20 protein-coding genes are annotated in these 20007 nt (G+C 52.4%); 9 read left to right on the forward strand and 11 right to left on the reverse strand.

Annotated elements, in window-relative coordinates:
- Positions 1-229 precede the first annotated feature (229 nt).
- A complete protein-coding gene (locus AC6I7T_RS16445) occupies positions 230-1141 on the reverse strand; it encodes a winged helix-turn-helix domain-containing protein (RefSeq protein WP_497788399.1) in 912 nt (303 codons plus the stop codon).
- A 136-nt stretch (positions 1142-1277) separates the two neighbouring features.
- On the opposite strand from AC6I7T_RS16445, the gene AC6I7T_RS16450 reads away from it, so the two are divergent.
- Entirely contained in the window at positions 1278-1748 is a 471-nt protein-coding gene (locus AC6I7T_RS16450) for a hypothetical protein (protein WP_497788401.1), read from the forward strand.
- A 615-nt stretch (positions 1749-2363) separates the two neighbouring features.
- Here AC6I7T_RS16450 and purK read toward each other — a convergent pair.
- From purK to AC6I7T_RS16475, 5 genes are all read right to left on the reverse strand, one after another.
- Positions 2364-3506, reverse strand: a complete 1143-nt coding sequence (purK, locus tag AC6I7T_RS16455) for a 5-(carboxyamino)imidazole ribonucleotide synthase (RefSeq protein WP_497788402.1) — start codon at positions 3504-3506, stop codon at positions 2364-2366.
- A complete protein-coding gene (gene purE / locus AC6I7T_RS16460; protein ID WP_497788404.1) occupies positions 3503-3994 on the reverse strand; it encodes a 5-(carboxyamino)imidazole ribonucleotide mutase in 492 nt (163 codons plus the stop codon). The genes purK and purE overlap by 4 nt, the downstream gene beginning before the upstream one ends.
- Before the next feature lie 60 nt (positions 3995-4054).
- Positions 4055-4738: an RDD family protein gene (locus tag AC6I7T_RS16465; RefSeq protein WP_497788405.1), complete on the reverse strand. Its 684-nt coding sequence runs from the start codon at positions 4736-4738 to the stop codon at positions 4055-4057.
- Positions 4739-4803: 65 nt separating this feature from the next.
- Positions 4804-5637 carry a DUF3037 domain-containing protein gene (locus AC6I7T_RS16470; protein ID WP_497788406.1) on the reverse strand — a complete coding sequence of 278 codons (834 nt, stop codon included), beginning with the start codon at positions 5635-5637 and terminating at the stop codon, positions 4804-4806.
- 46 nt (positions 5638-5683) lie between these two features.
- The gene (locus tag AC6I7T_RS16475) at positions 5684-6499 is read right to left on the reverse strand and encodes a HipA family kinase (protein WP_497788407.1); all 816 of its coding nucleotides are present in this window, start codon (positions 6497-6499) and stop codon (positions 5684-5686) included.
- A 140-nt stretch (positions 6500-6639) separates the two neighbouring features.
- Here AC6I7T_RS16475 and AC6I7T_RS16480 point away from each other — a divergent pair, with 140 nt between their 5' ends.
- Together AC6I7T_RS16480 and AC6I7T_RS16485 are read left to right on the forward strand one after the other, a co-directional pair.
- Positions 6640-6861: a hypothetical protein gene (locus AC6I7T_RS16480; RefSeq protein ID WP_497788408.1), complete on the forward strand. Its 222-nt coding sequence runs from the start codon at positions 6640-6642 to the stop codon at positions 6859-6861.
- Between the two features lie 19 nt (positions 6862-6880).
- Positions 6881-7888, forward strand: a complete 1008-nt coding sequence (locus AC6I7T_RS16485) for a Gfo/Idh/MocA family protein (RefSeq protein WP_497794615.1) — start codon at positions 6881-6883, stop codon at positions 7886-7888.
- A 124-nt stretch (positions 7889-8012) separates the two neighbouring features.
- On the opposite strand, the gene AC6I7T_RS16490 is transcribed toward AC6I7T_RS16485, so the two are convergent.
- Both AC6I7T_RS16490 and mltG read right to left on the reverse strand, forming a co-directional pair.
- Positions 8013-8903 carry a hypothetical protein gene (locus AC6I7T_RS16490; protein ID WP_497788409.1) on the reverse strand — a complete coding sequence of 297 codons (891 nt, stop codon included), beginning with the start codon at positions 8901-8903 and terminating at the stop codon, positions 8013-8015.
- Positions 8904-8937: 34 nt separating this feature from the next.
- A complete protein-coding gene (gene mltG, locus AC6I7T_RS16495) occupies positions 8938-9924 on the reverse strand; it encodes an endolytic transglycosylase MltG (protein ID WP_497788410.1) in 987 nt (328 codons plus the stop codon).
- A gap of 510 nt (positions 9925-10434) precedes the next feature.
- Here mltG and AC6I7T_RS16500 point away from each other — a divergent pair.
- Genes AC6I7T_RS16500 through AC6I7T_RS16515 form a run of 4 tightly spaced genes read left to right on the forward strand, consistent with a single transcriptional unit; the run spans position 10435 to position 13223 of the window.
- Positions 10435-10908: a GreA/GreB family elongation factor gene (locus AC6I7T_RS16500; protein WP_497788411.1), complete on the forward strand. Its 474-nt coding sequence runs from the start codon at positions 10435-10437 to the stop codon at positions 10906-10908.
- A 16-nt stretch (positions 10909-10924) separates the two neighbouring features.
- A complete protein-coding gene (locus AC6I7T_RS16505) occupies positions 10925-11629 on the forward strand; it encodes a CDP-alcohol phosphatidyltransferase family protein (RefSeq protein ID WP_497788413.1) in 705 nt (234 codons plus the stop codon).
- A gap of 31 nt (positions 11630-11660) precedes the next feature.
- The gene (locus AC6I7T_RS16510) at positions 11661-12605 is read left to right on the forward strand and encodes an isoaspartyl peptidase/L-asparaginase (protein WP_497788415.1); all 945 of its coding nucleotides are present in this window, start codon (positions 11661-11663) and stop codon (positions 12603-12605) included.
- A gap of 15 nt (positions 12606-12620) precedes the next feature.
- A complete protein-coding gene (locus AC6I7T_RS16515; RefSeq protein WP_497788416.1) occupies positions 12621-13223 on the forward strand; it encodes a Maf family protein in 603 nt (200 codons plus the stop codon).
- Positions 13224-13389: 166 nt separating this feature from the next.
- On the opposite strand, the gene AC6I7T_RS16520 is transcribed toward AC6I7T_RS16515, so the two are convergent.
- Positions 13390-14556: a M20 family metallopeptidase gene (locus AC6I7T_RS16520; RefSeq protein ID WP_497788418.1), complete on the reverse strand. Its 1167-nt coding sequence runs from the start codon at positions 14554-14556 to the stop codon at positions 13390-13392.
- Positions 14557-14711: 155 nt separating this feature from the next.
- On the opposite strand from AC6I7T_RS16520, the gene lpxC reads away from it, so the two are divergent.
- Entirely contained in the window at positions 14712-15626 is a 915-nt protein-coding gene (gene lpxC, locus AC6I7T_RS16525; protein ID WP_497788419.1) for a UDP-3-O-acyl-N-acetylglucosamine deacetylase, read from the forward strand.
- A gap of 17 nt (positions 15627-15643) precedes the next feature.
- Here lpxC and AC6I7T_RS16530 read toward each other — a convergent pair whose 3' ends face one another.
- Positions 15644-16768, reverse strand: coding sequence for a lactonase family protein (locus AC6I7T_RS16530; RefSeq protein WP_497788421.1), 1125 nt, complete (start codon positions 16766-16768; stop codon positions 15644-15646).
- A gap of 240 nt (positions 16769-17008) precedes the next feature.
- On the opposite strand from AC6I7T_RS16530, the gene AC6I7T_RS16535 reads away from it, so the two are divergent.
- Positions 17009-17572, forward strand: a complete 564-nt coding sequence (locus tag AC6I7T_RS16535) for a thioesterase family protein (RefSeq protein ID WP_497788422.1) — start codon at positions 17009-17011, stop codon at positions 17570-17572.
- Between the two features lie 205 nt (positions 17573-17777).
- Here AC6I7T_RS16535 and AC6I7T_RS16540 read toward each other — a convergent pair whose 3' ends face one another.
- Positions 17778-19826 (reverse strand): S53 family peptidase, encoded by a 2049-nt coding sequence (locus AC6I7T_RS16540; RefSeq protein WP_497788424.1) that lies wholly within the window; start codon positions 19824-19826, stop codon positions 17778-17780.
- Positions 19827-20007: the final 181 nt, after the last annotated feature.

Here is a 20007-nt window from a genome sequence, read left to right on the forward strand (position 1 = left end):
CTATTTGCGTAATCTATCGAGGTCCCCATTCTTTAGATCTGACGTTGATCGGAAGTGTGGGAATGTAATGATTACAGTTACGTTATCCATAACAAACTGCATTTTTAGCTTTATCCGGTGGTTTGGCGCACGAAAGTCTTGGCATCCTTCCGACAAAGAAAGCTACACTTCATCATTCTTGACACGGTATATCGATGCAAGAAAGGTTCTGGTTTAGAATCCGCTTTTCTCATTTCCGAGGTTCTGCTTCAATCGATGATTTCAACGCCTTTGTCACCTGGCTGGCGATATCGTCCTGGATTGTCAGGACATCTTTGAAGGGGCGATCATAGGTCTCCGTCCAGATCACGTAACCATTTTCGGCAAGGACCAATCGCGCGGCGATCCTCACCTGTGAGCCGGATTTGCGCACGCTTCCATCGAGCACATAGATGACACCTAATTTCTTCGCAATTTCGGCGACAGGGACTTGCTTCCCCTTGTAGTAGAAGGAAGAAGTGGGTGAGGGAACCAGGAGTCCGGGGATCTTGCCTAGCTTGTCGATAAGTTCCTCGGTCATGCCGTCGGCGAACTCCTCTTGTGTCATTCCTGCGGTCAGGTCAAGAAAGGGCAATACAGCAACGGATCTCTGTGGCTGAGGCTCCGAAGAGGCAGAGAGATGGCTTCTGCTATGCATAAGGAAGACAGCCCCAACCACAAAACAAAATGCAAGAAAAGCCGTTATGGCGAAGGGAATCTTCCGGGAGGGTTTTAGCTTTGGAACGTCCTTTGCAACCGGAACTGATGTGGACTCTTCTTTTCCAACTTGTTCTGCCCAGGGGGCAACCTCGGCAACCATTCGATATCCGAGCCGTGGGACGGTGGCGATGTAGGCAGGCTGCTTTGGGTCGTCTCCCAACAGGCGCCTAAGTGAGGCCACAGCCTGGTAGACCGAATCGGGAGAGACGGCGGTTCCGGCCCAGACCTTGTCGACCAACTCGTCGATGCTGACCACTTCGCCCGCACGTTCGGCCAGGCATAGCAGCAGTCGCATTGCCCTTACTTCGAGACGGGCCGTCTGTCCATTGAGTGAGATCTGGCCGATAGCTGGATCGACACGCCAGTCTCCAATCCGAAGCGATGTCGTAACTGGATGTTCCATGAGGGGAGGCTCAGCCGTTTGCAAATTATACCAACGCTGAGATTTCAGAAGGATTCAGGGCGATTCAGAACTGCTTCAGGACTTCCGGCTTGTTCTCCAGGTACGGTCTTCGCTAATGACCTGGAGGAATACATCGATGATTGCTATCCCTGAAGTTGAGATCCTACAGAAGAAGAGCGCTTTTATGGCCATTGCCGCAGGTGGCCTGATTGGCGGAACCTTGGACCTTGCGCAAGCCTGCTTACTCTTCGGCAAGCAGATCCCTCTCATTATTGCTGCCGGACTGCTCGGCGATTCGGCTATTCATGGCGGTCCCACCATCTATCTCCTGGGCATCGCCTTGCATTTCTTTATCGCTTTTTCGGCTGCGGCAATCTATTACGCAGCCAGCCGCAAGCTCAAATTTCTATATGAGTTTCCGCTGGTCTGTGGGCTGTTCTTCGGCGCCGCGGTGGAGGAGGTTATGAGTCTGGTTGTTCTGCCGCTCTCGGCGCTCCATGCCAGGGGGCCATATGAGCTCAAAGATCTGATCCTGGGGTTAGCCGTCCATATGGTTGTGATCGGTTTGCCGATCTCTTTCAGCGTTTGGAAGTTTGGAAGATCCTGATCCGAATAACAGGGATAAACACGCAGGCTAACCGCTCTTTGATCGGACATAGTAACGCCGGTATTGCTTTAGCTGCTATAGAGCTGGATTTTGATGGAGATGACGTTACCGTCGGGTAGGCCTCCTCAGCCTACCCCCGGAGTTTCTATATTTTTTGCGAAAGGATATCAACAAAGAACGATGAAATATAACAGTAATTTCGGTCGTTGCCACCATTGGTGAGGCATTGTGTCAGGGATGGCCTTCAGGCCATCCGAAAAAAGTCTTCGTTGAGAGAGAAGAAACATTTTCGGTAACATATGCAACGGGAAGAACAAAGGCATTAAACCTATACTAGTTTGAGCGTTTTGGTCATTGCTTCCACGAGCGAAAATCCTCTCAAACAGTATCTTGCAACTATTCGGCCTGCTCAATTTCCCGCTGCATTCGTTACCGAGAATGTCTATCCATTATTAAGAGAATCGCTGCGGCTGGGACTGAAGTCCAGCCCTGACACACGACCAAAGCCACTTCGCTTTTGGCGATTCTGGTTATGTTCAAAGATTTCTTGCAATTCCAGCTCGGAAAATATAGAAACTCCAGGGGTAGGCTCCTAGGCCTACCCTTTCTTATGTTCTATAGCTTTCTAGAGGCTTCCAGAACCCGTTCTACTGCTTGTTCCGGAGTATTCCCGACTGCGGAGAGATGGCCCATCTTGCGGCCTTTTCTTGGTTCCTGTTTCTCATACAGATGCAAGCAAACACCGGGAACGGACAGCGCCGCCGCAAAATCCGGATTCTTGCCAATCCAGACATCTCCCAGCAGGTTTACGATAGCGGCTGGTTCCATCACCGATGGGTCTCCTAAAGGAAGGCCGCAAACGGCGCGAACAAATTGCTCAAACTGACTTGTTACGCAGCCTCGTTCACTTGCGTGATAGCTGTTGTGCGGACGGGGTGCCAGCTCATTGACTAGCAACTCTCCCTTACGCGTGACGAACATCTCTATAGCCAGCAGGCCCTCGATTTCAAGGGTTGCACCAATATCACCTGCAAGCTTCTGTGCGTGAGTTTCCATTTCGGCTGGTACTGCCGAAGGGATCACACTCCAGGCCAGGATTTGACGCTCATGATGATTCCGGGCAGAAGGGAAGCTACGAACTTCACCCGCTGCGGAACGGGCAGTCATCACCGAGATTTCGCGTTCTAGATCCAGTGCTTGCTCGGCAACACAAGGAGCCTCACCAACGGCCTTCCATGCGTTATGAATCCGCTCTTCCGTTGCGTCTTCCTCGAAGCCGAGTTTGGCTTGTCCACGGCCGTCGTAGCCGCCACGAGCACTCTTTACGAAGCAACGGCCACCGAGTGCAGGAACTGCTTCCTGAAGCTCTGCTTCTGTAGTAACGGCACGATAAGGTCCAACCGGAAAGCCGTGATCACGAAGCCAGTTCTTCTGCAGGATTCGATCCTGGATCAGGCGTATCGGTTCTATTCCAGGGCGGATAGGCGCGTATTTAGCCGCGGCAGCGAGGCAATCGAGAGAAATCTGTTCAATTTCAAGAGTTACAACATCCGAGCCACGTGCCAGATAGGCAGCGGTAAGAGCATCGTCCCAACCGCCTTGGAAACAGGCATCGACGACAAAACGAGCAGGGCAGGAAGGGTCCGGATCCATGACTTGGACGCGATAACCCATGGCACGAGCGGCCATGGCTGTCATTCGGCCAAGTTGACCTCCCCCGAGAATTCCAATCGTAGAGCCGGGAAGAATCGGATTCACTGCGGCAGCTCCTGGGCAAGCACTTCCTGCTCGCGGGCTTTGCGCCAGCTGCGTAGTCTGGAGCGCAGAGCGTCGTCGGTTGTGGCAATGATCTCGGCAGCAAACAGTCCGGCATTTGCTGCTCCCGGTTTGCCGATGGCCAAGGTTCCAACCGGAACACCTTTGGGCATCTGGACGATAGAGAGCAAGGAGTCGATGCCATTCAGCAAGGTAGCGGGGACGGGAACACCCAGAACCGGAACTAATGTTTTGGCAGCCAGCATTCCCGGAAGGTGCGCGGCGCCACCAGCACCTGCGATGATGACGCGTAATCCGCGTTCTTCAGCGGTCTCGGCATATTCAAACAGCCAATCCGGAGTACGGTGGGCAGAAACCACGCGAACCTCGTAGGGAATGGCAAACTCTTTCAAAATTTCAACGGCAGGAGAGAGCACCTCAAGATCACTCTTGCTGCCCATCACCACGCCGACTAGTGGCTTCTGTTCCATGTGGAGATTATACGGGGGGTGGTATGAAGGCTTGTATAGCAGGGCAGAAGATCTAGTCTTCTATCCCCGTAGCAAGATGGCCTTTGTCTGGAAAATTTGATCTAGCCAAAACATGCCTTTTTTCTTATCGCGAGCGACAAAGGGAGCAGCATAAGCACAACACGCTGCAATAAAGCCTAAGGCCACTCGTCCCAGCGCGGAGCCGAGACTAAGGCGGCCGTCTGCAATCGGAATAATTTGATATCCAAAAAGACAGGAGCCAGGAGTCGGCCTTCTCCAAAGAAGCGGCAGCGCATGGTAGAACATCATGCCTGCAATTGCGAGTAAAACGGACAAACCGGTAAGCAAGCCGTCACCAGGTTCGGAGCTAGTACGCTCAAATGTCCATTCGAAAACCCCTGTTCGCTTCCATTCCCAAATCATCGGAAGAATACCGACTATAGGGCTGGTTATGAAAATCGCGAACATCATGTCAATCCAAAACGCAAAGAGACGTCGTATGAGCCCGGGCAATGGAGTCTCCGACTCTTTGGGCGCACAACGCGTGACAACGGTGTAGGCACTGATTAATAACGCAGCTATCGCTAATGCCCAGAGCTGAGTTCCGCCAGCGATCCTATATATACCATCTGACGACTCAGAAGTTATCCCTACAGGGTCAATTCCTTTGGGAAGCAGAGATGTCATTACGGCGATGAATACAAGTAATCCAATAAGAAACCATCTAAGTGCTTTGAGCGTCATCGACGTATGATAATCCAGTCCACAAGTACAGATGTCTGTTTCACCCGCGCATGCTTTTTAAGATGTTATACGTGCAGTTCTTGTCTTGCGGTTTCGGCAATGCGCGGCATATCGGCGGTAGTTAGTACTCGAATGGATTGTTGTTCCATCGTCTCAACGGCGAAGCGATACTGCTCAATCTTCTCTTCTTCCTGGCGGTTGCGATTTGGCATCTCTTTTAGCGGCTCGACAATCGCGGTCAGTTCCAGCTTTGCCTTTTCTATGCGTGCAATGCCTTCTGTAATTGCAGGAGCGCTGAATGCCAGGACCTTTGCCATCTCTATATCTCCATCAAGCGAGACGGCATGGAACATCCGTACAACTCCATTGGGGCGATATCCGCAGTCGATTTTCAAGGGGTCACCCGGCTGAGTATATTGAGCGACCGCAATGCGTTTGCGCAGCAAGTCCCAGACCCCTGCTCGTTCAAATTGATTGCGCATGATTGCCTGTATTGCAGCACGGCCGCTACGCTTCGATGTCTTGCGGAGTTTGCGTGGTTCCACATACATCCGCATGAGTTGCTCCATCTCGGCAGGAATAGATTCCGCCAGGCACGCTCGTGCTTCCGTTACCTGGATCGCATTCGAAAAAGAGTCGCGGAGAACCTCCATCAAAGGTCTTGCTCTGTCAAGCTTTTCGGGCAGGCGATGGCGTAACTCCAGTTCCAGAGCTTCGAGCATCTCCGTATCGGCGTCGGGATCGAAGCAGCGAACGCGTTGCCAATCATGCGTGAAACGAAGCTGAATCTGCTCAGGCTTAGCAGCTTCTCGCAGCAGAACTCCGATATTGACGAACTCGTTCTTGACCGGATCAGGCACATACCGGATGAGAAAGAACTCACAAGCTAAACGTTCCATCCGCGCCCCCGACAATTTCCTTCCGCTACAACCGGCATTTGTTCCATCAGACACACTCCGGTTCCGGGAAGATGGATTCTTTAATCTCTTCGGGCTTCTTCCCCCAGTGAGGGAAGGGCTCACGTCCGCAATCCCGGAAGCTCTCAATCAGATTGCGGACCTGATTCCGCCTCTGCAGCAAGCTTTCCACCAGCTTCTCCATTTCGGCCAAGTCTCCATACCACTCGGGTGGCACGGCTTCCGCAATACTCCAGACCTGCCGCTCAGGAAAAGACTCCACGCGTTTTAACCAAGGCTCGAAGCTTTCCCACCCTGTGATCATGCGGTAGACCAAGTTCCTGGGATACACACCGCGTAACGGAGCATCGAAGAACTTCCATTCTCCGGCAGAAAAGCAGTATCCCTGATCGATAAAGGTGGCTGTATAGTGAGGCTCTTTAGGACTTTTCTGAAAAATGGCCTGCCGTCCATTTACGTTACCGGTCCACTTGTCGAAGACCAGAACTCCGGCGAACTCCGAGAGGTTCCTCACTTCTCGAAGGTGTTCTTCCGGCAGATAATCCACAATTGTCGGGCCAGAGCTCAATCCGGCGGCAAATCTGGAGCCGTATTGAAGGCCTGAGGCACATCTTTCCTGCCCCCGGTTGTGGAGGATCGTCAGATCCGGCGTGTTGTCGATCAGCCAATCGGTGACCTCGACGATCTCGCTAGGAGGAAAAGGTAGTCCCAGAGCCTCTCCCAGACGTGATGCAAACAGCTCATTCGCCAGTACCCGGAGATGTTGTGGATTGTTCTGGAACTTGACAACATAGAGATGCGAATCGGAGCAGAGCATCAGATGGCTCTGGGCCCCGCCGCGCATTCTTCTGATCTCCTGGACCGCCAGGACGGCCAACTATGTTCTCCTTGGAACGCAGGGTTCTTCCAAAGCATTTTAGACTGTTAGTGGACGATGCCCCGAGAACGGCATCAAGTCTGATAGCATCTCTCCGGAGGAAGTCTATGGAACAGGTCCCCACACCGGCTTCAGGCCTACGTCGTAATGAAGATATTGCACTCGATTTGCTAAAGTTTGTCGCTGTTACCACAGGCATAGGCCGCGCGGCTGCCGGTTCTACCGGCTTCGTTGCCGCCTCTGCGCCAAAGCCGGAAGATCATGTAAACCAGCTGCTTGAGCTCTACACCAAGTGCCTGCACGTGGTCGAAGGGAAGGGAGATCTCTAAAATAGGCTCTCCATCTACACTGCACGTCGCCGTCATCGGAGTGGGTTCTTTCGGCAAGAATCACGTTCGCGTTTATCGGGAATTGGAAGCAGCGGGTCATGATGTCCGACTCGCCGCCATCGTGGAGCAGGAACCCTCTCGCGCGGCCCAATTGCGAGAGCAATTAGGTATCCCGGTTTTTTCCAGCATTGAAGAGTGCCTCTCTTCCGGGATCAAGCTAGACGCAGCCTCGGTTTGTGTGCCTACCAGCGCACATTGCCGGGCGGCATCGCCGCTCTTGCGTGCCGGGATTCACCTCCTGATTGAGAAACCGGTGGCTTCCACCTTGGAAGAAGCCGATGCTCTGCAGGAGCTGGCTCGTTCGCACAACAACATTGTCCAGATAGGGCATCTGGAGCGCTTCAATCCAGCGATTACGGCTGTACAGCCTCATCTGCACCGCCCCATGTTCTTCGAGGCCCATCGTCTCAGTGTCTTTACACCTCGCGCGCTGGATGTCGATGTAGTGCTCGATCTCATGATTCACGATCTCGATGTGGTTTTGAGTATCGTGAAATCGCCATTGCGTGAAGTGCGTGCCGTAGGGCTTCCGATCCTTTCCCGCAAGGTTGATATTGCAAATGTGAGACTGGAGTTCGCCTCCGGCTGTGTGGCGAACTTTACAGCCAGCAGGGTTTCGACTGAGCGAGTCCGCAAACTCCGCTTTTTCCAGCCGAAGCAATATGTGTCCATCGACTATGCACGGAGAGACTTCTTCGTAATACAAATCGATGACCAGCTTGCTCCGGACATGTTTCCGGCAACCTCGGAGCTTGCTCCGGATAATCTCCCGCAAGGGCTTGCGTTTTCGAAGCCCGAAGTTATACCGGGAGAGCCGCTAAGACTGGAAATCGAGTCCTTCCTGAATGCTGTGCGTACAAGAACAACTCCGGTGGTTTCTCTCTCGGATGGCCGGGCCGCTTTGGCCGTGGCTCTGGAGATCAATCGAACCATTGCGGAGCACGCGAAGACAGCTTTGCATCTTTAGGCGCAGCCATTAACTAGGGTATTGGGAGATGGATCTTCCCAGAACGTCGCAGGGGGCATTTCTTTACGTGAAATGCCCCCTGCACTACTTCGTTCTGTACTGAATCCAAGAGCTCTGCCCTGTGTTATTCCAATATCTTTACTGGCGTATCCACAGGGAATTTCAGCTCGAACTGGTCATCCGAGAGCTGCTCGTTGAGTACTACTTTTTCGACCGTCATGGTAATGCTATAGGACTCAAGCGGCCGGGAAATAACAATGGTTCCGGGGAACTTCGTCGTCGTAGAGCCGAAGGATTGGTAGTCGCCATAGAGCACCTGTGTTTGCAGATTGCCCTTTTCGTCGTAAATATCCTGCTCGTACGGCAGCAAGTCCTCGCGATGGAAGCGCACCACCCGGACAGGTTTCAGCTCGTTGCTGCCTTCCTTTCGCTGAAAGGTGCTCAACTCGTACTCCGGAATCTCTAACAAGCTTTTCCGCTTCTCATCGACTTCCGTCTTACTCGTTGCCGTCTCTGTATAGAGCTCGTCGGATTCGACTCTGTGAATCAGCAGCGAGTCCAGAAAGATATCCGGCCGAAGGTTTTCAAGGGAGTTCTTCGACGGTTTTGAGACTGTATTGGCGCCTTCGAAGGCCTGATTCTTCGGGGGAATCAGAAGCTTGAAATGGCTTCCGTCACTGGCGAGGTCAAAAGCCCGGGAATGCAATACGGGCAGCAAGCCAAGGACTCGCAGCATGGAGGGTTTCCGCATCAGAATGACCGTCGAAAACGGCGTGACGTCCTTCTGCTCGCCCTTCACCCGGTTGACGCTGGAGTATTGGATCTCTACGCGGGCATTGAGCGATTGAATCGAGTCGTATTGTTTATTGACCCTTTCGACCAACTCACTGGCTTTGGCACTCAAAATCGTGACGGGAGGTTTTGCCTGGGGAATCTTCCGCTTCGTGACCAGACACCCCGTCGTGAACATCGGAAGAGTTACCAGGAACAGCGCTTTGACAAAAAAATTCTTCATCTATGATCGTGATCTGCGAGTCTTAGGACTCTTTCTAGCGGCCGCTTGCTTGTTTTACCGACCGGCGATAAGCCTGAACATTCTTGGCGTGCTCTTCCAGTGTGCTCGCAAAACGAGAATGTCCGGAAGGATCCGCTGTTTCTGCAACGAAATACAAATAATCTGTCTTTGCCGGCGAGAGAGCCGCCTTTAGCGATGCCACCCCAGGATTACAAATAGGTCCTGGTGGCAGGCCTGCATGCTTATAGCTGTTGTAGGGCGTGTCGTAGCCTAGATCGGACTGATAAATGGTCCCCCGATACCGGTTCTCCAGGAGCAGCCCATAGATAACCGAAGGATCGGTCATCAGCGGCATTCCTTTTTCCATGCGGTTGAAGAAAACACTGGCAACCTGAGGCCGTTCCGCCGGAATTGGGGTCTCTCGTTCCACTAGAGATGCGATTGTGACAACCTTTCGAAAGTTTGATTTCAGGCCGACGGATGCCGCTGCAACCCGAAAGCGTCTTACCATGGCCCCTATTTGCTGCTCAGCGGTCGATCTACGCTGAAAGTGATACGTATCGGGGAAGAGATATCCTTCCAAACTCTGAGCTCCGGGATCCAGATCCGCAATCATCTGTGTATCCCGTTGCGCCGCTGCCAAAAAATCTTCTTTCTTTCCCAGCTGCGCCGTTTCCATCCTGGAAGCAATATCGAAAAGATTGGCTCCCTCAGGGATAGTGACGCTTCTGGTGTACACATCGCCGCGCAAAATCCGCTCGTAGACCTCGGTAACCGTCACGGGATGGTCGAAGCGATACTCTCCTGCCTTTAATCTGCCGTGTTTGATGAATCGCAACAGGTCAAAGGTATATCGGCTGCGGATGACTCCTTCGCGTTCCAATATGGACGCCATAGTCCAGGAAGAACTGCCGGGAGGAATCTCCACAAAATGTTCACTTGTCGGACCCGCAGGAACAAAAAACACAAAAGCTCCTGCTCCTATGGCCACCAAAATCAGTAGCAGTAAAAAACGTCGCAAATTTGAAATCCTGTAACTAGATATTGACTCGGCAAAGTGATTGTAAGATGCCGTTTTTCTTTTGGTCAGGGGCAATACGGTTATCGTTCCTGATAACCCAGACGATGTTTGGCCTCCGAGCACCGCATTTCATGGTTTGAACCTGGATGTACATCGAAATAGCGGTGATTGCTAGATTGTCTGGAACTGGTAATTCCAGGCGGTCATCACACTTCCACCTGTAAAGTATAGCGACCCCCGTCTGGCGGTACTTCCATACGTAAATATTGCACCAAATTGGGTGCAGTCTACTTTTAGGTGATAGGAGTCTTCAATATGCGCCAGAACGAGGATTGAAAGGGCCGGAAAGGCCCTCCTCCCGGTCCGAAAATCCTCGGCTATACCTTTAGTAAGAGAGGGAATAGACGTCTTCAGAGATCAGGCATCGTATAATCAGAAAAGGCGATTCTGGTCTCAGCCGATGCTCTTGCGGCTCATGCCCTCTTTGACGCCGCAGCGGAACGTTTTTCCATGCCTGAACACATCAAGAAGAAACTACAAGAAGAAATCTCGCAGCTGGAACATGAGCTAGCTCATGAGCTGCCCGCCGAGATCAAGAAAGCTGTTGCTCTCGGAGACCTTAGCGAAAATGCCGAATACCATATGGCTAAACAGCGGCAGGAGTTCGTCAATGCTCGCCTGGGACAGCTCAAGAAACGTATGGCTGAGCTCTCGCTGGTGAACTTGTCGAATATTCCTCGTGACCGTGTAGCCTTCGGCTCCAAGGTGGTCGTCTATGACACGAGTAAAGACGAGGAGATTGAATACAAGCTCGTGACCAGTGAAGAGTCGGATGTCAACAATGGGCTTATTTCTACGACTTCGCCCATTGGCCGCAGCTTGATTGGTAAACAGGTGGGAGATATTGCTACCGTTGTTACGCCCAACGGCAAGCGTGAGCTGGAAGTTCTGAAGCTCACCACCATTCATGACGAGGCGGAGTAAACGGGAGTATTTTTCAATGACTTGGACGAGTGCTTTTGGACGTGCCTGCGGCTATCTTTTGCAGGGAATTGTGGATGGGCTGGCGCTCACTCGCATTTCTCCGAACGCACTCACCTTCATTGGTCTCATCATCAATACCGGTGCTGCCTTCCTTTTCGGCTATGCGAATACAGGAAATAGCGTCCGGATGTTCCTCTATGGCGGTCTGGTAATCATTGGCGCCGGAATCTTCGACATGGTTGATGGCCGTGTCGCCCGCAAGACCGACCAAGTCACCATATTTGGAGCTTTTTTTGATTCGGTGATCGACCGCTACTCCGACGTTGTGCTCTTTTTCGGATTGCTGGTCTATTACGCCAGAGCGAACCGGTTCTTCTACGTGGTACTGGTCGCCTTCGTCATGGTCACCTCGCTGATGGTGAGCTACACCCGCGCTCGCGCCGAAGCATTGATTGGCCAATGCAAGGTCGGCTTCATGGAACGGCCTGAGCGAATTGTGCTGGTAATCATTGGTGCCCTATTCAACCGCTGGGGCGTAATGGCTCCGGTTCTTTGGATACTGGCGGTTCTCTCGACCATCACGGTTATTCATCGCATTACGTACACATACCAAAACACGAAACACTTGGCTCCTGTTCGCGAAACGGTGCCTATCGTGCTTCGTTCGGCTCACAACGAGCAGCCTGAGGCAGAAAAGCTGCCTTCTGCGCCTTCTGTTTAGTTTCAATAGTTCACAAGCCGTTCGTTACAAGATGAAAAGACAGCCTATTCTTTTGGTTCATGGCGGCGCCTGGGCGATCCCTGACGATATGCTCGAGGCTCATCGGAATGGCGTTGAGAACGCCCTTCGTGCGGGATATGCCTTGCTCGAAAAGGGAGCAAGCTCAGTGGATGCGGTAGAGGCGGCCGTCACCGTCCTAGAAGACGATGAGACCTTTGACGCCGGTCGCGGAAGTTTCCTGACCAGCGATGGCCACGTTCAGCTGGATGCGCTGCTGATGGATGGCGCTACTCTCCGTGCTGGCGGTGTCGCGTGTGTTGAGCGTCTACGGAACCCCATCCAGGCCGCAAGGCTGGTGCTGGACAAAAGCCCCCATATTTATTTCGTAGGCCAAGGCGCCGAAGAGTTTGCCAGAGAGCATGGTATGGCTCTGATTGATAATTCGGAGCTGGTCCTTGAGCGCGAACGCCAGCGATTGGTAACTGCTCAAGAGAGGGCCAAGGCTGGACTTCCGGACAATACCTTCGCCGGAGACGATAAATCACCCGAAACAGCGGTCACCCTTACCTCGCATGACACCGTTGGAGCGGTGGCTCTGGACAGCAGCGGAAAGCTCGCAGCAGCTACCTCAACAGGCGGAACCCTGAACAAGACTCCCGGGCGTGTAGGCGATTCGTCGCTTATCGGCTGTGGATGCTATGCGGATAATCTGAGCGCTGCGGTTTCTCTGACCGGCTGGGGAGAACCGATTATGAAGCTGGTCCTGGGAAAATGGGCCGTGGATCGGGTTGCTGCAGGAAGTGCACCGGAACAGGCTGCCTCCGACGCGATTGCTTATCTTTACCGTCGCCTTGGTGGTCATGGCGGCATGATTTTGCTCGGTCCCGATGGCCGCTTCGGTATTGCTCATAACACGCCCCGGATGGCGTGGGGGCTTGCAAACGGCGAAGGGTATCGGACAGGAATTGAGATCTAGGAAGCTGTTCTATCAATGAATTCAAAGCTCTTGCTTGCCTCAGGCTCGCCTCGCCGCAAAGAATTGCTGGCCAAGGCTGGATTTTCCTTCGATGTACGTCCTTCTGACATTCCCGAAGATCACCGGCCAGGTGAGGATCCCATTGCCTTCGCCACCCGTCTGGCGCGCGAAAAGGCTCAAGCTGTTTTTGCTACTGAGGGTTCCGACGATCCTTCCTTGATCGTTCTCGGTGCGGACACAATCGTCGTTATCGAAGGAGAGATTCTCGGAAAACCAGCCGATGAAAGCGATGCGGCTCGCATGCTGCGCCTGTTGTCCGGGCGCACACACCAGGTCATCACAGGTGTCTGTGTCATGTCCGCTATCGCCACGGAAACCGCTGCGGAAGTCACCGGTGTAACCTTCGCAACCATGTCCGATGCGGAGATCGCCGCCTACATTGCCGGTAGAGAGCCGATGGATAAGGCTGGAGCTTACGGAATCCAAGGCCAGGCTGCCAGATGGATTCCGCGAATTCAAGGTTGTTTCTTCAATGTTGTAGGGCTGCCGCTGGCTTTAGCTACCAACATGGTGGAAGGAATGGCAGCAAGGATGAATGCTGCGGCTGCAGCCCGGTAAGGAGCTACTTCTTCGTTCCAGCGGAGAAGGATGAGTCCCGATTGCGGGATCTGCGATTCGGTAGGCGGATCATAAGGCCGAGGAAGACGAGGACGCTAACGCCCAACAGGACGAACTCTACTCCCTTTAGCATCGTGCCTCTCCCTTTCTCTACCTTTGTTCGCGGTTACAGACCGGCGATCATTGCCGCCAATAATGCAGTTCGCGGTGCTAAATGTTCGAGGAGAATCGACTCGTGTTCGGCATGAGCTCCTTCTCCAACGGCTCCCATTCCATCCAGCGTGGGAATATTCAAGGCTGCCGTAAAGTTTCCGTCGGAGCCTCCACCCGTTGCTGCCTCTTCCAATGAGATACCAAGTTCTCCGGCAAGTTTGGCCGCTTGTTTAAATAGCCTTACCGTGCCCGGTTTACGCTCCATGGGAGGACGATTTAGACCTCCCTCGATTGTCAACTTGCAGGCCTTATCGCTGACCTTCAGTTTCCGAAGCTGTTTCTCGATCCGTGCAGCATCGGCTTTTCGCGCGACACGAACATCGATTTCAACCCAAGCTTCGGCCGCTACAACATTGGATCTTGTTCCTCCCGCAACGATTCCGGGATTTACAGTCAATCCAATTCTTTCATCGGTAAATGTACTTACCTGATTAATCAGACGAGCAATTTCCAGGATCGCACTGTGTCCGCGAAAGAAATCGACACCACTATGTGCTCCTACGCCTTCGACCTTTAACCGGAAGCTTCCCACTCCTTTTCGAGCGGTTTTGTAGGCTCCGGAGAGCCCCTGTGCCGGTTCGAGGACGAATACCGCCTCACAAGAAGGAGCGACTTTTTCGATCACTGGACGCGATACCGGGCTGCCAATCTCCTCTTCGCTAGTAAGAAGCAAAATTACCGGCCGCTGAAGCAGCTTGGCTTCAGCGAGCATCTCTAGCGCCGTGAGACCCATGGCCACACCCGCTTTCATGTCGAGAACACCCGGTCCCCAGGCGCGGCCGTCTTTTACGCGGAATGGCATCGTTTTCAGCGTGCCGATAGGCCACACTGTATCCAGATGTCCAAGCAAAAGCACGGGCGAGCCCTTCTTCGGACCGAAATGGACTTCAAGGAGATCTCCGTAAAGGCGTTGTTTGTGGCGTTTGATGCGCCCTTCCAGCTTCTGTGCCCACCCCTCGACGAGAGAGATGCATTTGTCTACGGCAGCCTTACTTTCACTCGGAGATTCAGTTCTTACGAGTTGCTGCAAACGTTTGAAAAGCAAAGGCTCTTTTTTTCTGGCACCGGCCAAAAGCCCACGCATGGGCATACTTGCAGAGTTCACCAAATCTTCGCTCACGTTGTCCCCGATCTGTATCGAAAAGCGCCACCTGAAGATTAAAAACGCCTAAATTTAGCTTCAGTGTGTGGCAAAAAAGCAACATCGCAACTTTTTGTGCTTGCAACTAGTCTACTTAAGTGCACCACTTGGGCGCTGCAGGAATTAAAAGAGCTTTGATAAACCCTTCACACCATGAACAGACGATAGCAGCACCCTTGGAATTCTCCGGAATCGGTCTGCATAGCGGAGCTCCCGTTCAGATGCGGTTATTACCTGCTCCTGCCGGTTCTGGAATTGTCTTTCGCCGTACCGATCTCGATAATTTTGAAATTGCTGCTACCAGCCGAAATGTAGCGAAGGTTAGCTATGCTACCAGTCTTATGCGGCAAGGCGTTTTAATTTCGACAACGGAACACTTGCTTTCGGCATTGATCGGTCTGGGAATCGACAATGTGATCGTGGAAGTCGACAATCTGGAGCTGCCCATCCTGGATGGCAGTTCAGCGCCGTACCTCGAAGCTGTCTTGAACACCGGTCTGAAGCTACAACGCCGCCGTCGCGAGTACATTCGTGTTCTCAAAGCTATTGAGGTTAGGGACGGAAACAAGTTCATTGGTCTCTATCCGGGAGATGGCTACCGCATCAGCTACGAAATCGACTTTCCTGTTCCCATAGGGAAGCAATCCTACGAGCTGGATCTGGCGACAGAAACCTACGGTGTGGAGATTGCTCCAGCTCGAACCTTTGGGTTTAAGGAAGACGAGCAGGCACTTCGCGATATGGGCCTGATTCGGGGCGTCTCAGAGGAAAGTGCAATTATCCTCACTCGCAAAGGTGTAGAAAACGGTCCTTTGCGCTTCTCCAACGAGTTTGTTCGTCACAAGGTTCTGGACCTGATTGGAGATCTGGCCTTGGCAGGTCACAGAATTCTTGGCCATGTTGTTGCTGCACGCGCAGGGCATGCGATGCACACCGCGCTGGTTACCCGTCTGCTGAAGGACCGTTCTGCCTGGGAGCTTACCTGCCTGGCACAAGCCAAGCCAAAACGCACTTTGTCCGCGGTATCTCCAAGCTTCGTTCCTGCCTGATTTCCCGCTCCTTCTACTCAGTCGAACAATAGGCACATTGGATTCTCAAGCTCCACGACATGGCCTTTGTCCGCCAGTTCTCCTGTAGACGGATTACGGGCAAAAATCGCAATGCCGTTTGAATCCTGATTGGCAACGAGAAGCCATCTCTCCGACGGATCGAGTGCGATGTGGCGGGGAATCTTTCCTCCACAGGAGGTGCGTTTCATGAAGGTCAATTTGCCGGTGGATGAATCGCAGTGGAAGCTCGCCATGAAATCGAAGTCGCGATTTGCAAAATAAGCAAAATCGCCTTTTTCCGTCAGGATGCTCTCACAACCTCGTGTAGGCCCTTTGTAGTCGGAAGGAAGCAAGCTGACGCGCTGGACGTTAGCAAACTCTCCTGTGCTCCTGTTCCATGCAAGGACATCGACTGTTGAATCCATTTCATTGACGCAATAGGCAAAACGCCCGTTGGGATGAAAACGCAGGCTACGTGGACCTGCTCCTGGTGTATCCGCCCACTCTCCTGTTTTCGTCAGTTCGGCCGTTGCGGGATTCACTTTGTAGATATCGATTCGATCCCGTCCCAAATCGTTTACATACACGAAGCGGTTATCTGGAGAGATGGTTATGCGGTGCGCGTGGGGGCCTTCCTGGCGCTTGGGATCGGGTCCGTGCCCTTCTCCCTTGAACTTCGATACCGGACCGCTCAGCTTTCCCTCTGCGTTGATCGTGTAAGAACAGACAATGCCGCTGGCATAGTTTGCGGTGAAGGCAGATTTTCCGGTGGAATCTACTGCGATGTAACAGGGATTTACGCCGCCGGAAGAAACCGTATTGATCAGCGAGAGATGAGATCCTTCTCTGCGAAAGCCGCTAATCGTGTCTTCCGCACTCTTCATTGAGTTAACAGCATAAAGCCGCTGCTTTCCGGGAGCCCACGCCAGAAAGCCAGGAAAAGGAGTCTCTACGGCGACGCCAAGGGGTTCCAGTTCTCCAGAAGCCGCCTGCCAGCGATAGACGAAGATCCCTTTCTTTGTCCCGGTGCCGACGAAGAGAAGTTTGCCTGCAGATTTACCTGCGGAGGCATATCCAAGTCGAGAGCTGAGAACCGCTGCGGTTGCGCCTGCCAAGAACTGACGCCGATTAATCTTCTCCATGTGTAGACCGCTCCTGTTTACAGTGGGGATTCTACCGTCAGACGAGGCCACACGGCATTGCATGTCCCGAAATATGATCTGCGGAAGTAGTGCAAATAATCTATAGCAGTAAGAGACAGATATTTCGAAGTGGGAAATCCCTTCTCTCTTCAGAGCTAAATCACTTTCGCAACTCTGGAAAGTACGCGGTAGGGATAGAAATGCTCTAAACTACCATGCTTACAAGGAGATAAATTTCACGTGGCGCATATTAATAGCTTCGTGCGCATTCCATTGCTGGCTCTGCGCCATAAAATCCAGCCTGTAAAGCGCATTGGCATCACGGAAGAAGATCGCGTGCAGATGCGAGTCTGGCCCAACGATATCGACTTTAACTTTCATCTGAACAATTCGCGCTTTCTTACCTGCATGGATTACGCGCGCATGCACCAGATTACAGCGACTGGAATCTTCGATGTCGTTTGGCGCCACAGATATGTACCTCTTGTTGGTTCTGTTTACATCACATACCGGCGCTCGCTGCATCTGCTTGCAAAATTCGAAATTAAAACGCGCACTGTCGCGTGGGATGACCGCTGGTTCTATAAAGAACAGATCTTCAGCTTTTCTAAAGGTCTGGCTGCAATTGCTTGGGTGAAGGGAACTTTTCACGATGGGAAGGGAACTGTAAATCCGCAACAGATCATCGATGAGATAGAGCCGGGCCATGTTTCTCCACCTCTTCCCGAAGGGATGAGATCGTGGAATGCGATTACGCGCGAGAATCTACAAAGGGTAGATAACAAGATAGCTATCAGCTCCTAGATCCTACGTCTAGATCGTCGGTAAACTACAGCAACGGATTTTGGGAAGTATTTCTTCGCAGGGAAGCGAGGAAAGATATTGGCGGGGCATGTAAGGAGACCACAATCCCGGACGCCGCTACGCTTCCGCCGGGATTGTGGTCTCCTCTCCATAAGGTTTCCGAAAACAAAGGTTAATTTAAAGCACTTCCCACAGGGGAAATGCCCTAGTGCGTTGCCGCAGCTTGAATAAACTTCAAGCCGTTTGGCGTTCCCCATCCGGTTACGTTATCCCATCCTGGAGCTACGGTCAGAGAAGAATCCGTTCCGAAGCTGAGAACGTACCAGAATGCTGAAGAGGGTTCATTGAAAAGAGCGGAATAGAAGGTCGTCGTATTTTGCAAAGGCTCAACCAGAGCACTTGGCGAATAGAACGTAGCTCCGCTCTGATTAAACACAGTACCCGCCGGATTTGTAACTGACGTTGCCGGTTTTACATCAAGCAAAGCCGTAGAGGGCAGTCTGGAGATAACCTGTGCCGCTTGCCCAAGAGGACGGTGAGCATACTGATTTGCGATTGCCCATTCGGCAGAGAAGATTGGTACCGACAGGCTTGTCCCGCCGATTACCTCAACATACTGCGCGCCGCTCTTCGTAAAGATAATCTCGGTCCCTGTAAAAGGATCGGCTAGGTGTGCAATATCAGGCTGCTGGCGTCCTGAGCCGGGCAGGCTCTTTTGAAAACGCGGCTTGACGAAAAAGCTGCTTTCTCCACCGCCGCCGCCACTGATAAATCCGAGGTTGAGCGGAGGATCTGTAACTGCATTTGTTGCGGTGGCAATCAGCGTTGCATTGGTACCCCACCCTGTCTGCCAACGGATCGATTTATTGCTCGTCAGGGCCAGGCTGGTTCCTCCAACCGAGGTAGCAAAAGGAGAATCCGATGGAGCACTTACGCTTTTAATTCCAGAAGCAGCATAAAAGTCGCCATCGTCTCCTGAGGAGAAGTTCACAGAGATTCCGGTAGCTGCGGCGAATTCCAGAATGCTGTTCCATGTCAGAAGATCGGAGGCGTCATCGAACGCTTCTACTCCGCCATAGCTGTTAGAGATAGAGTTGCCGAGCCCATTCTCGACTGCGTAAGTAAGTGCAGCTTGAAGATCTGAGTTGTAGTTGGAGGGAGCAACGACAAGAGCAATCTTGGCGCCTGGAGCAATGGCATGTGCCCACTCTACATCCAAGGTTGTTTCTTCAGCCCATCCAACACTCTCTTTCGTTGGCTTGCCACTGGGATAGTAGATCTGGAAGTTATCGGCGGTTGGGGCTGGCAGACCATAAATCTTGGAGAAGGTGGCCAGATCGTTCTGGATCGTCGGAGAGCCGAAAGCATCAACGATTACGATTGTTTCGCCTTTGCCATCGAATCCCTTTTTATAGGCTGCTTTGAGACCATATGCTGTTTGCACTTCATCGGGAGAATATCCCTGGGGTGCGAGATGACCTTTGGTCGTGTTGGTTATGTCCGCTCCATAGCGATTTCCGAAGTAAACGCCTATCGGGAGTGATTCCCCTGAGGTCGTAAATATACGCGCTTCGGGTGCGCGGAACGCCTGCCCTTCGAAATAGACTCCATCGGGAGAAACAAGAGCTGCGGAACCCAACGGCTTACCTGTCTTGGGATCGATTGGATGCTTGGTTCGAGGTTCCATCTGGTAGTCGCTCAAACCGGTCACCGAAACTATCAACGAACTGGCAAGACCTTCGATTTTAGGTGCCGAGGTATTTGCACGGACGGTTTTGCCGTTTATCGCAAAGCGTTGAAGCCGGACCTGAAAGGCGTTTTCGACATCGGCTACCGTTCCTCTGGCTCTTACAAAGTGATTGCCCTTGTCTGTCGAGGTAACCTGCAAATTATGTGAAGCAGCAAATTTCTTTACGACCTCCAGTTCCTGCGCGGTAGGGCTGAATCGTTGATGAAATTGCTGAGGAGTTAGCCAACGGCGATAAGTTGCGGAGCTGGGTTCGTAGAGATCGGAAACAGTCTTGTCCAGCAGATCCTGGTTGTGAAGCTTCAGGTGCAGCGTGACCTCGATAGCTCGTGAAGAGTCTTCCGGACCTAACTGCTGGGCAAAAGTTGTGAATTGAGGAACATTCTTGTTTGCTGTTGCCGACTCGGTAAGAACTGTTTGGGCGCTGATCAGAGGAGGTAGAAAAAGAAGGGCTGACGAAAGAAGAACGATCTTTCCAAAACTGCTTCTATCTCTGCGGTGCAACATGATCAATATCTCCTGACGGAATAGCAGTGTGAATAAACGTGAATGAATATGTGCGTTCTACTTCTCGAACCTTCGGGTTCGCATGAAAGTAGAAACACCATAGCCTCGAAGCTCTGGAAGTTGAGCGCAATTAAGAATTGCTGGAGTCGATAAGAACTCCCGGTTTGCAATGCCGGATGGA

Source organism: Humiphilus diazotrophicus (genome assembly GCF_059726315.1).

Excerpts from the sequence above, each read along its gene's own strand:
- AC6I7T_RS16450 (WP_497788401.1), top strand. The coding sequence starts at position 1,278 with ATGATTGCTATCCCTGAAGTTGAGATCCTACAGAAGAAGAGCGCTTTT.
- AC6I7T_RS16530 (WP_497788421.1), bottom strand. The coding sequence starts at position 16,768 with ATGGAGAAGATTAATCGGCGTCAGTTCTTGGCAGGCGCAACCGCAGCG.
- AC6I7T_RS16540 (WP_497788424.1), bottom strand. The coding sequence starts at position 19,826 with ATGTTGCACCGCAGAGATAGAAGCAGTTTTGGAAAGATCGTTCTTCTT.
- AC6I7T_RS16500 (WP_497788411.1), top strand. The coding sequence starts at position 10,435 with ATGCCTGAACACATCAAGAAGAAACTACAAGAAGAAATCTCGCAGCTG.
- AC6I7T_RS16505 (WP_497788413.1), top strand. The coding sequence starts at position 10,925 with ATGACTTGGACGAGTGCTTTTGGACGTGCCTGCGGCTATCTTTTGCAG.
- AC6I7T_RS16510 (WP_497788415.1), top strand. The coding sequence starts at position 11,661 with ATGAAAAGACAGCCTATTCTTTTGGTTCATGGCGGCGCCTGGGCGATC.
- AC6I7T_RS16445 (WP_497788399.1), bottom strand. The coding sequence starts at position 1,141 with ATGGAACATCCAGTTACGACATCGCTTCGGATTGGAGACTGGCGTGTC.
- AC6I7T_RS16480 (WP_497788408.1), top strand. The coding sequence starts at position 6,640 with ATGGAACAGGTCCCCACACCGGCTTCAGGCCTACGTCGTAATGAAGAT.
- AC6I7T_RS16515 (WP_497788416.1), top strand. The coding sequence starts at position 12,621 with ATGAATTCAAAGCTCTTGCTTGCCTCAGGCTCGCCTCGCCGCAAAGAA.
- purE (WP_497788404.1), bottom strand. The coding sequence starts at position 3,994 with ATGGAACAGAAGCCACTAGTCGGCGTGGTGATGGGCAGCAAGAGTGAT.
- AC6I7T_RS16490 (WP_497788409.1), bottom strand. The coding sequence starts at position 8,903 with ATGAAGAATTTTTTTGTCAAAGCGCTGTTCCTGGTAACTCTTCCGATG.
- AC6I7T_RS16475 (WP_497788407.1), bottom strand. The coding sequence starts at position 6,499 with ATGCGCGGCGGGGCCCAGAGCCATCTGATGCTCTGCTCCGATTCGCAT.
- AC6I7T_RS16470 (WP_497788406.1), bottom strand. The coding sequence starts at position 5,637 with ATGGAACGTTTAGCTTGTGAGTTCTTTCTCATCCGGTATGTGCCTGAT.
- AC6I7T_RS16465 (WP_497788405.1), bottom strand. The coding sequence starts at position 4,738 with ATGACGCTCAAAGCACTTAGATGGTTTCTTATTGGATTACTTGTATTC.